This is a genomic window from Aliivibrio finisterrensis (genome assembly GCF_008933155.1).
Classification (GTDB): domain Bacteria; phylum Pseudomonadota; class Gammaproteobacteria; order Enterobacterales; family Vibrionaceae; genus Aliivibrio; species Aliivibrio finisterrensis.
Window position 1 is genome coordinate 22874 of record NZ_WBVP01000017.1, and the last position, 11674, is coordinate 34547.

Sequence of the window (11674 nt, forward strand, 5' to 3'; positions counted from 1 at the left end):
AGGGATAAAATGGTCAAACGCTGTTTTACAGGCATAAAAAAAGGAGCCCTATAGGACTCCTCTTTTATCGGAAATTGGTAATTATTTCTTAGAACCAATTGCACCGAAACGTTTGTTGAAGCGATCAACACGGCCGCCAGTATCTACGATACGTTGCTTACCAGTGTAGAACGGGTGACATTCGCCACATACGTCTAGGTGGATTGTGTCTTTGCCTAGCGCAGATTTGAATTCAAATTCGTTGCCGCAAGAACAAGTAGCTTGAACAGCTTTGTATTCTGGGTGGATACCTACTTTCATGGGGAAAACCTTATAGTTTAGGCCGTGTCGCCATCCGAATCTAAGCCGAACACCACACGTAGTTTAACAAAAATAGTAAGCGTAAACAGATTACACCTACTTAAGGTCGCGTATAATAATGAATCCTGAGCGATCAATCAACTAATCTGTTACTTTTTTCACCGATTATTTTACTCCGTTGCGATATTCTTATCTAAGAGTAGACTATTCCCTATCTTATTCCTTACTGATATTAGCCATGCCGTATTCAATCGCCCACATTGCACTGCCTGTTCCTCTTGACCGCACCTTTGATTATCTTATCAAACCGGGACAAGCTCCTGTGATTGGTGGCCGTGTAAAAGTGCCTTTTGGACGTCAACGCTTAATCGGTGTGGTGGTTAAACTAAGCAATGAATCAGAATTCTCACGAGAAAAGCTCAAAGGGATTGATGCGGTACTTGATAATGCATCGCTATGGCCTCCTCATCTCTACAAATTGCTTAACTGGGGCAGTACTTACTATCAATATCCCCTAGGTGAAACCCTTGCGAATGCAATGCCAGCCTGGTTGCGCAAAGGCCGAGAAGCAAGTTTTGCAGCCTTAAAGGCATGGCAAATAACCGAATTAGGAAAAAACCAAGATCTTAATAAACTGACTCGAGCACCAAAACAAGCTAAAGCACTGAACTTAGTTCGTCATCAGTCATGCAGCCATGAACAAATGCTGGAAGAAGAGATAACCGCGGCCACATTAAAAGCAGTAGTAGATAAAGGTTGGATAGAAGAGATATCTCTTGCTCCAAAACCGAGTTATTGGCAGCGCAATGTTGAAGTCACCCAAGAGAAACCACAACTCAATGAAGAACAAGCTATTGCAATTGCAACCGTCAATGCAAGTCCTGAGTTCGGCTGTTATTTACTGGATGGTGTGACAGGTTCTGGTAAAACAGAAGTGTATTTACAATTATTAGAGCCCATTCTAAAAGCAGGCCGCCAAGCTCTGGTTTTGGTTCCTGAGATTGGCTTAACGCCACAAACCATTAATCGCTTTAAACGTCGCTTTAATGTTCCTGTCGATGTCATTCACTCAGGCTTAAACGATACTGAGCGTTTAAATTCATGGCTAGCCGCACGAGACAATCACGCTGGCATAATTATAGGCACCCGCTCAGCTCTATTTACGCCTTTTCATGATCTTGGGATCATCATTGTCGATGAAGAACATGATGCTTCTTATAAGCAACAAGATAGCATGAGATATCACGCTCGCGATCTTGCAGTGATGCGTGCCAACTTAGATAACATCCCTATTATTTTAGGCTCGGCAACCCCAGCACTCGAAACGCTGCACAATGCGAAAGTCGGTAAATACCACCACCTAACGTTATCCAAACGCGCAGGTACGGCAATTCCAGCTCGCCATGGCGTATTAGACGTAAAAGGTCTGTATTTAAATAGTGGGTTATCTGCACCCTTGATCGCTCAAATGAGAAAACACTTATCTGAGGGCAATCAAGTCATGTTGTTTTTAAACCGCCGAGGCTTCTCTCCTGCACTCATGTGTCACGAGTGCGGTTGGATGGCAGAATGTAAACGTTGCGATGCTTATTATACTTTTCATCAACACAGCAATGAAATTCGTTGCCACCACTGTGGTTCACAGCAACCCATTATTCATCAATGTCAGGGTTGTGGTTCGACTCAATTGATCTCTGTTGGCGTTGGAACAGAACAGCTTGAAACACAACTCATGAATTTATTTCCTGAGTATAAAACCGTTCGTATTGACCGAGACAGCACCCGCAAAAAAGGCAGCTTAGAGAATTACTTAGACGCGATTAAAAATAACGAATACCAAATTTTAATTGGTACTCAAATGCTAGCAAAAGGCCACCACTTCCCAAACGTCACCCTAGTCGGCTTAATTGATGTAGACAGCTCATTATTTAGCAGTGACTTTCGTGCCCCTGAGCGTTTAGCTCAGCTCTTTATTCAAGTGGCAGGTCGCGCGGGACGCGCAAGTAAACCAGGTGAAGTAATTTTACAAACCCACCATCCAGAACACTCGCTACTACAAAGCTTATTGCATCAAGGTTATGGACACTTTGCTGAGTATGCTTTACAAGAGCGAAAATTTGCTCAGCTTCCTCCTTATACTCATTTATCTCTATTCAGAGCAGAAGCAAATAATAGTGATAACGTAGAGCAATTTTTACGGCAAGTGCGCGACATACTAGAGAGCCATCCACAATTTCATGACGCCACGCCGGTATTAGGGCCCATCCCTGCACCATTAGCAAAACGAGCAGGTAAGTATCGTTGGCAACTGCTTTTTCAAGCGCCAAACAGAACCGTAATGCAGAGTATGTTACGAGGAGCTAAGGCAGCGATTGAACTGCTCCCATTAGCGAAAAAAGTTCGCTGGACGCTTGATATAGAGCCTCAAGACCTTAGTTAGTGTAAGGATTTTAATTCTATTTATTTTTCATTAAGGAGGAAGATAATCAGCCCCCATGTGAGGCAAGTCACAACGTAGATGTAATTTTTGTTAGATCGCCCGTATTTAATTCTTTATTTTACACATAAAATATCTTCTAAAATAAACAGAGCAATCGTTTACTTAACATTAGATTTTAGTTGGAGAGAATTATTATGGCGACAATGAAGGACGTTGCTCTATCGGCAGGGGTATCAACAGCTACGGTATCACGAGCGTTAATGACACCAGAAAAAGTATCGTTAACCACTCGTAAACGTGTAGAGAATGCCATCATTGAAACGGGGTACTCTCCAACGACACTCACTCGTACTTTACGCCGTAATGAATCTAAAACAATAGTGACCATTGTGCCTGATATTTGCGACCCATACTTTAGCGATATTCTACGAGGCATTGAAGATACCGCCGTCGAGAATGGATATATCGTTTTGGTTGGCGACAGTAGCCAGCAACAAAAGCGCGAGCATTCTTTTGTAAATCTTGTTTATACCAAGCAGGTTGATGGCATGGTACTGCTAGGCTCGGATCTTCCTTTCAATGCCAGTCGCCAAGAACAAAAAAACTTACCCCCTCTTGTTATGGCTTGTGAATACTCGCCTGAATTAGAATTACCAACCGTTCATATTGATAATTTAACCGCTGCATTTGAAGCCGTGAATTACTTAACTAAACTAGGCCATAAACGTATTGCCGAGTTATCTGGCCCTGAAGATTCTGCCCTATGTCAATTCAGACACCAAGGCTACCAACAAGCATTGCGCCGAGCAGGCATCACTATGAACAGTGCCTACATTCATTATGGTGATTTCTCTTTTGCAGCAGGCGCGAAGGCAATTAGCCAACTGCTTTCTCTCTCTTCACCACCAAGCGCTGTATTTTGTCACAACGACATAATGGCCATTGGTGCAATTCAAAAAGCAAAACAAATGGGTTTTCGTGTACCTCAAGATATCTCCATAATGGGGTTTGATGACATTGAATTTTCCCAGTACTGCGAGCCGTCATTAACCACTATTTCACAACCTCGCTATGAGATTGGACGTCAATCTATGCTTATGCTTCTAGAACTACTTAAAGGCCATAATGTTCGTTCAGGATCCCGATTATTAGAGTCATCATTAGTTATAAGAGAAAGCACCGCACCACCAAAAAATCATTAATCATAAGAACCTTAAATATCAACAAGAGGAATCAACAAAGCAAAGTCATTGATTGTCTCAATAGTTTTCTCCAATTAGTGACTTTTTGCGTACTTTTTCACACAAATACTGGTATGAGTAGCGACAACTGATTACCATAAAGAACCTTCTTTGAATTCTGTATAAAGTAACGCACTGTGGCTAATAAAGATTACGTAAAACGCGGACGCACCCCCAAGAAACCGGCAAAAAAACCAGCCAAGAAAAAAGGCGTTAAGCAGCCGACATCACCGAGCTCTACTCCTTGGAAAGCCGTTGCCGTTGCTGGCCTATTGGTTGCGGTATTTGGCTATGCCCTTTACTTTTTAAATGACTCTCCAGCGCCAGAGCAAAAAGAAACTATAACGGAAGTCGTTCCCGCTAAACCAAAGAAAATAAGTTCTAATCAAGAGATTCCACCATTGCCAGAAGAGCAATGGAGTTATATGGATGAACTTCCAAATAAAGAAATTGAAGTAGAACAAAAAGAGCTAAAAGTATCTGAAGTTCCTTACATCATGCAATGCGGCGCTTATAAATCACGCTCACAAGCTGAAGAGCGCAAGATGAATATTGCTTTCCAAGGCATAACATCTACCGTCCGTCATGCTGAAGGCAGTAGTTGGTATAAAGTGGTTCTTGGACCGTATAAATTTAAACGTGATGCAGAAAAAGATCGCCATAAGTTACAACGAGCTAAAATCGAACCTTGCGCTATCTGGAAAGATCAGTAATCACTCATTAATAAGTGCAACGACTAAAATCGCTAATAGCATCGCACATTTAAAAAGGAGGGCATTGAGTGCTCCTTTTTCTATCTATTCAACTTGAAAACCCTACACCTTCCCCCCATTACAATAGTAATAATCATGAAGATGATGTCATACTTTAATTAATGGCGCCGTCGAATAAGAGGTTTTACTCGTGACTACAATTGTTTCTGTACGCCGTGAAGGCAAAGTCGTGGTTGCTGGCGATGGCCAAGCATCTCAAGGTGATATGATCGCAAAAGGCAACGTAAAAAAAGTACGTCGTCTGTACAATGACTCTGTTCTTGTTGGTTTTGCTGGCAGCACAGCAGATGCCTTTATTCTGTTCGACCTGTGTGAACGAAAATTAGAAATGCACCAAGGTAACTTAACCAAAGCCGCGGTTGAGTTAGCCAAAGAATGGCGTAGTGACCGAGCATTACGTCGTCTTGAAGCCATGTTAATTGTGGCAGACAAAACCACCTCGCTTATCATCAGTGGTACAGGCGATTTAATCAACGCGGACAATGATTTACTGACTATCGGTTCTGGTGGCTATTTTGCTCGCTCTGCAGCGACCGCATTACTAGAGAATACCGATTTAGATGCTCGTGAAATTGCCACAAAAGCGCTAACTATTGCTGGTGATATCGACGTATACACCAACCACAATCATACCGTTGAAGAACTGAACGCTTAACCAAAATAAGGAATACCCATGTCTGAAATGACTCCTCGTGAAATTGTACACGAACTAGATAGCCATATTATTGGTCAAGATAAAGCAAAACGTTCAGTCGCGATTGCACTTCGTAACCGCTGGCGTCGTATGCAATTGGCACCAAATTTACGCGCCGAAGTTACGCCTAAAAACATCCTAATGATTGGTCCTACTGGTGTAGGTAAAACAGAGATTGCACGTCGTTTAGCTAAGTTAGCAAATGCGCCTTTCATTAAAGTTGAAGCGACTAAGTTCACTGAAGTAGGTTACGTTGGTAAAGAAGTTGAGAGTATCATTCGTGATTTAACCGATGTTGCTATCAAAATGACACACCAACAAGCCGTTGAAAAAGTAAAATTCCGAGCTGAAGAGCAAGCGGAAGACCGGATTCTAGACATTTTATTACCACCAGCGCGTGATGCATGGGGTAATAACGAAGAAGGTGATAATGATTCTGGTACCCGTCAATCTTTCCGTAAAAAACTGCGTGAAGGCAAACTAGACGACAAAGAAATTGAAGTGGATGTTGCTGCACCTCAGGTTGGTGTAGAGATCATGGCTCCCCCTGGCATGGAGGAGATGACAAACCAACTTCAAGGTATGTTCCAAAACCTATCAGGCGGTAATACAACCAAAAAGCGTAAGATGAAAATTGTTGATGCCCTTAAAGCACTAACAGAAGAAGAAGGCGTGAAACTGGTTAATCCTGAAGAACTAAAAGAACAAGCCATCTTTAACGTAGAAAACAACGGTATCGTATTTATCGATGAAATAGACAAGATCTGTAAAGGCTCAAACTCTCATTCAGGTGATGTTTCTCGTGAAGGCGTGCAACGTGATTTACTGCCATTAGTTGAGGGCAGCACAGTAAGTACTAAACACGGTATGGTGAAAACCGATCATATGTTATTCATCACATCGGGTGCATTCCAGATGGCAAAACCGTCTGATCTAATCCCTGAGTTACAAGGCCGTTTACCTATCCGTGTTGAGCTTGAAGCATTAACAGCAAATGACTTCAAACGTATCTTAACGGAACCAAACGCGTCATTAACTGAACAATACATAGCCCTATTGGCAACCGAAAATGTAAGCGTTGAATTTACTGAAGATGGCATCACTCGTATTGCTGAGTCCGCTTTCCAAGTAAACGAAAGTACAGAAAACATTGGTGCTCGTCGCTTACATACGGTGATGGAACGCCTAATGGAAGAGATCTCTTACGATGCTTCTGAAAAACACGGCGAGAGCTTAGTTGTTGATGCTGAATACGTAAGTTCCCGTTTAGGCAAGCTCGTCGCAGATGAAGATTTAAGTCGCTTCATTCTTTAATTTTTAGCCTTTACGCTAGATGGTATCAAGCCTCGTTAATGAAAATTAGCGAGGCTTTCTCTTTAGGAAACGCATTATTTTAAGCCACGATTTCCCAAGAGTGGGTCATATCAATGCCTTCACCTAGCATTAAACATACTGAACAATACTTCTGTAATGAATCAGCAGTAACTTGCTCAACAATGCCAGGATCCAGATTATCACCACTCACTTCAAAATGAATATTCACATAAGTAAACAGCTTTGGCGCAGTTTCACGACGCGCGCTTGATAACTTAGCAATACAGCCTGTTACTTTTTGATTTGCAGATTTAAGTCCATCTACAACATCAACAGAACTGCATCCACCAGCGGCCATTAACACCATTTCCATCGGGCTTGGGGCTTTTTCACCACCATTTCCATCCATTACCACAGAGTGGCCAGATTGAGATTGACCTAGGAAAGTAAATCCCTCAATCCATTTAACTTCAGCGTTCATAAAAGCCTCTTTACTACATAAAAAGAAAACTCGTGATCCATTTCACGAAATTGTGCCCTTGGTCGCACATTTCATACGATCAAAGTCAAGAAATCAACGGCGAAACAAGGTATGATTTTATCAATTATCTCAACGAACATGCAGCCTTGTTCCGATAACCATATTCTATAGGCCAAACTGATATTTGGCTCAGTTATTTTAAAATGGACATCGCCTACTTGGCAAACGCAGAGGAAGTATAAAGTATGGTTCTAGGTAAACCTCAGACAGACCCAACATTAGAGTGGTTCTTATCTCATTGTCACATTCATAAGTACCCTTCAAAAAGTACTTTAATCCACGCTGGTGAAAAAGCTGAGACACTTTACTACATCGTAAAAGGTTCTGTTGCTGTACTAATCAAAGATGAAGAAGGTAAAGAAATGATCCTTTCTTACCTTAACCAAGGTGACTTCATCGGTGAGCTTGGCTTGTTTGAAGAAGGTCAAGAACGTTCAGCATGGGTTCGTGCTAAAAGCCCTTGTGAAGTGGCTGAAATTTCATTTAAGAAATTCCGTCAGCTTATTCAAGTAAACCCAGATATTCTGATGCGTCTTTCTGCTCAAATGGCAACTCGTCTACAAATCACTAGCCAAAAAGTAGGTGATTTAGCATTCCTAGACGTGACAGGCCGTATCGCTCAGACTCTATTGAATCTAGCTAAACAACCAGATGCAATGACTCACCCAGATGGCATGCAAATTAAGATCACTCGTCAAGAGATCGGTCAAATTGTAGGTTGTTCACGTGAAACTGTTGGCCGTATCTTGAAGATGCTTGAAGAGCAAAACTTGATCTCTGCACACGGTAAAACAATCGTAGTTTACGGTACTCGTTAATTTAACGCTTATCTTAAACGAATAAAAACGCAGCCCTTGAACTGCGTTTTTTTATGCCTAAATTTTAGAATTATACCAATCACAGTAAGTAAGTGTTCAGAAATAGCGCAGGAAAAATGCTTGAGAACAAGGCGGAATTTTTCGATAAGTAGTTATTCTACAATCAAAAATTTCAACGTAGTTATCGAGCATTTTAACCAGTTAGGATGATCAGTTATTTACTACGATTGGTATTAACTGTCTGTGCTTTCAAAAATTTTATCAGCAGATGTAGCGACAAATCCTGTATATATCTTGCCATTAGGTAGCGAATAACGCTTAGCAAACTCATAAAATCCACCTGGGATGTCAAACTCACCCTCAGTAAAGCTCACTTTCACTTTATCGGCCATGGTTGATGACTGTTCTAAGTAAACCTCAGGAGAGCCTTTCACTTCACCACCCACTTCGTTCATTGCAAAACCAGCATCACGTAAGTGTTGGTTCACATCAACCACTTCAGCAAACGCTTCAAGCTGATTAACATAAACCGTAAAGTGATTAGCACCATAACCATGAGCTGCCAGCCAAGAAGCGTACTCACTCTCTTTTGCTAAGATTTGATATTCCTCAAAACTTAACGCCCAAGGACGGCCCGCTGAAAGAAAATCGCTGGTCGCAAAATAATGCGCTGGCACCTGTTCAACCAAAGTATGAATAATGTTCTGAGTCTCAAGCGATAGCTCTTCAACTAAAATCTCACTAATAAAAACAAGTGGCGCATTAGGATCTGGATGCTCAAAATGCTGTGCTTTGAGTTTTTTCGCTTCAAAATCATACGTCTCACACGCTTTATACCCTATTGCTAAAAATGGGGCGGCTAACGTTTGCAAGCCAACCTTAGGCAAATTAAACGTACGTAATGCAATGTGATCGTTAATCAATTCATCGCCATTAGATAATAACTGATGAACCTTTCCTGCCGACGGGGATAAACGAGTAATATAATCTTGCCATAATGACGAAAATAAAGACGTTACGTTATTCATGCCTATCACCTCTTATAAAGTTAAACCAGGAGACAGTTGAGCGGGAATTTCACAGGCATCGCCTTCCATTGAGGCCATTGGGTAGGCACAATAATCTGCCGCATAGTAGGCACTTGGTTTCATATTGCCTGATGCCCCCGGACCACCAAATGGCGCGTCACCACTTGCTCCAGTTAATTGACGGTTACGATTTACAATACCTGCGCGAATATGCTCTACAAAATATTCCCACTCATTGTCATCCGTTGAAACAAGGCCTGCCGATAAACCATAACGAGTGTCATTAGCAAGCTCTACCGCTTCTTCTAACGTTTCATAGCGTACTATTTGCAATAATGGGCCAAAGTATTCTTCATCCGGTAATTCAGCTACATTAGTCGCATCGATAATGCCCGGAGAAACAAAAGCGTGGCCTAAGCTTTTCGCCTCAAGCAGTGATTCACCACCTAAAGCTTGTAAATTCTTCTGAGCATTTAAAATAAACTCTGCCGCAGCGACTGATATTTGCGGTCCCATGAATGGCACGTTATCAGCAAAAGGTTGGTCAACCACAATGCTTTTTGCGACTTCAACAAGACGCACAACTAACTCATCTCCAGCTTGACCTTTTGGCACATACAGACGACGAGCACAAGTACAACGCTGACCAGCACTGATAAAAGCTGACTGAATAATGGTATAAACCGTCGCTTCTCGATCTCCAAAATTATGAGAGATCACCATTGGGTTATTCCCCCCCATTTCTAGGGCCAGCATTTTCCCTGTATCTCCTGCAAATTGGCGATGTAAAATATGCCCTGTATTCGCACTGCCGGTAAACAACAACCCATCAATCCCTTTAGCGCTAGCCAGTGCTTCACCCGTTTCACGAGCACCTTGTACTAAGTTAATCACTCCATTAGGTAAACCGGCTTGCTGCCACAGCTGCATAATTACTTCACTGGTCCATGGTGTTTGCTCTGAAGGTTTTAATACCACGGTATTACCCGCAAGTAACGCAGGAACGATATGACCATTTGGTAGGTGTCCTGGGAAGTTATACGGCCCAAAGACAGCCATTACTCCTAGTGGGCGATGTCTTAGTACAATTTTACTCCCTGCTGCTTCACGCTCTTTATGTGGCGTTCTTTCATGGTAAGCACGAATGGAAATCGCGATTTTCCCCACCATAGCTCCCGCTTCGGTTTTTGTTTCCCAGAATGGTTTACCGGTCTCTTTTGCAATAACTTCAGCAACTTTATCAGCATTCTCTTTTACCAATTCAGCAAAGCGCTCGATAACCGCTTGGCGCGCTTCAAAAGGCTGTTTTTTCCACTCAATAAAGGCATGACGTGCCGCACTAACAGCAGACTCAACCTGTTCTTTGGTTGCGCTGTCTCCTTCCCACACCACTTCACTGTTGTATGGGCTTACTGATTGTATGGTTTCACCTTGTCCTGAAACCCAATCCCCTGCAATCCAATGTGTCATATCCTTTGTCCTCTATTGAGCTAATAAACGTACGTAATCATCCACTTCTACTTGCAATGCCGTTGCTGCTTCTTGCGTTAAATGAACGGTATCAGTCGCTTTATCATAAGCGGCGGTGGTTGCTGTTGCTCTGAAATTCTCAAACGATGTGTTTGCAATTAAATACTGCTGTGAGCTGTTATGCTCTGTGATGATCACTTTAGCTTTAAATGAATTTCGCACCGATTCAATGCTGCGTAAATCACATTCAACCGTCGGCCCTGCATCAAAAATATCGACATAACCTCGACAGCGGAAACCTTCATTTTCTAATAGTCTTAGAGCAGGTTTAGTGTTGTCATGCACCTTACCGATAACCGCCTGAGCCTCTTTACTTAATAAGCTAACGTAGATTGGTAGCTTAGGCATAAGATCTGCAATGAATCCTTTATATCCAATACCCGTTAGATAATCCGCTTCAGTAAAATCAATTGAGAAGAAGTGTTTTTGCAGCCATTTCCAAAATGGTGACTCCCCTTCTGCATCAGAAACACCACGCATTTCTGCAAAAATAGTGTCTGAAAAACGATGCGGATGTTCCGCCATCATTAAAAAACGCGCTTTAGACATTAAACGACCATTCAGGCCTTCACGAAACTCTGGGCGTAAGAAAAGCGTACAGATCTCAGTACTGCCAGTGTAATTGCTGCCAAAAGTCAGTACCTTCACAACATTATTAACATTGAGCTTACGTGAGAAATGAACCACTTTACTGATGTGATAATTATAGAAGGGAGAATCCAAACCAACCGCAGCTTCTATTCCTGTAGTTCCTGTAACCTCCCCCGTTACTGAATCTTGGCCAACCATTAGGTAACCTTCTGTTCCAGGCTCTTGAACTTCTTTTTCAAAACTATCTATGGAGTGATCAATTCGATTTCGTAATTGCTCTTCGTTAACGGGTAGCGAGGTGAAACCATGACCTGATTCCACAGCACACTGATGAAGTGCAGGATAATCTTCCTGAGTGATAGGACGAATAACAAGCATCAATATTCCCTCCGATGCGATGTTGC

The 11674-nt window shown here is 42.2% G+C and carries 11 protein-coding genes; 6 read left to right on the forward strand and 5 right to left on the reverse strand.

The genetic code is table 11. The annotated features are described in order from the left end of the window. Positions 1-81: 81 nt before the first annotated feature. On the reverse strand, positions 82-300 hold the full coding sequence (rpmE, locus tag F8B77_RS13890) for a 50S ribosomal protein L31 (RefSeq protein ID WP_122033730.1): 219 nt from the start codon (positions 298-300) through the stop codon (positions 82-84). Positions 301-538: 238 nt separating this feature from the next. On the opposite strand from rpmE, the gene priA reads away from it, so the two are divergent. From priA to hslU, 5 genes are all read left to right on the forward strand, one after another. Beyond that, positions 539-2740: a primosomal protein N' gene (priA, locus tag F8B77_RS13895; protein WP_167512826.1), complete on the forward strand. Its 2202-nt coding sequence runs from the start codon at positions 539-541 to the stop codon at positions 2738-2740. Between the two features lie 194 nt (positions 2741-2934). Next, positions 2935-3942 (forward strand): DNA-binding transcriptional regulator CytR, encoded by a 1008-nt coding sequence (cytR, locus tag F8B77_RS13900; protein ID WP_151655891.1) that lies wholly within the window; start codon positions 2935-2937, stop codon positions 3940-3942. Between the two features lie 176 nt (positions 3943-4118). Beyond that, positions 4119-4694: an SPOR domain-containing protein gene (locus F8B77_RS13905; protein ID WP_151655893.1), complete on the forward strand. Its 576-nt coding sequence runs from the start codon at positions 4119-4121 to the stop codon at positions 4692-4694. Between the two features lie 190 nt (positions 4695-4884). Continuing rightward, positions 4885-5409: an ATP-dependent protease subunit HslV gene (hslV, locus tag F8B77_RS13910; RefSeq protein WP_005421069.1), complete on the forward strand. Its 525-nt coding sequence runs from the start codon at positions 4885-4887 to the stop codon at positions 5407-5409. A gap of 18 nt (positions 5410-5427) precedes the next feature. Further along, on the forward strand, positions 5428-6762 hold the full coding sequence (gene hslU, locus F8B77_RS13915; RefSeq protein ID WP_151655895.1) for an HslU--HslV peptidase ATPase subunit: 1335 nt from the start codon (positions 5428-5430) through the stop codon (positions 6760-6762). A 79-nt stretch (positions 6763-6841) separates the two neighbouring features. Here the strand turns inward: hslU and F8B77_RS13920 are convergent, their stop codons facing one another. Then, positions 6842-7243: an OsmC family protein gene (locus F8B77_RS13920; protein ID WP_151655897.1), complete on the reverse strand. Its 402-nt coding sequence runs from the start codon at positions 7241-7243 to the stop codon at positions 6842-6844. A 245-nt stretch (positions 7244-7488) separates the two neighbouring features. On the opposite strand from F8B77_RS13920, the gene crp reads away from it, so the two are divergent. Next, positions 7489-8121, forward strand: coding sequence for a cAMP-activated global transcriptional regulator CRP (gene crp / locus F8B77_RS13925; RefSeq protein WP_005421074.1), 633 nt, complete (start codon positions 7489-7491; stop codon positions 8119-8121). A 233-nt stretch (positions 8122-8354) separates the two neighbouring features. Here the strand turns inward: crp and F8B77_RS13930 are convergent, their stop codons facing one another. From F8B77_RS13930 to astA, 3 genes are read right to left on the reverse strand one after another with little or no spacing between them, the layout of a single operon-like run. After that, positions 8355-9149: a DUF1338 domain-containing protein gene (locus tag F8B77_RS13930; RefSeq protein ID WP_151655899.1), complete on the reverse strand. Its 795-nt coding sequence runs from the start codon at positions 9147-9149 to the stop codon at positions 8355-8357. A gap of 12 nt (positions 9150-9161) precedes the next feature. Continuing rightward, positions 9162-10619: a succinylglutamate-semialdehyde dehydrogenase gene (astD, locus tag F8B77_RS13935; protein ID WP_151655901.1), complete on the reverse strand. Its 1458-nt coding sequence runs from the start codon at positions 10617-10619 to the stop codon at positions 9162-9164. A gap of 12 nt (positions 10620-10631) precedes the next feature. Beyond that, a complete protein-coding gene (gene astA, locus F8B77_RS13940; protein WP_130047179.1) occupies positions 10632-11648 on the reverse strand; it encodes an arginine N-succinyltransferase in 1017 nt (338 codons plus the stop codon). Between the last annotated feature and the right edge of the window lie 26 nt (positions 11649-11674).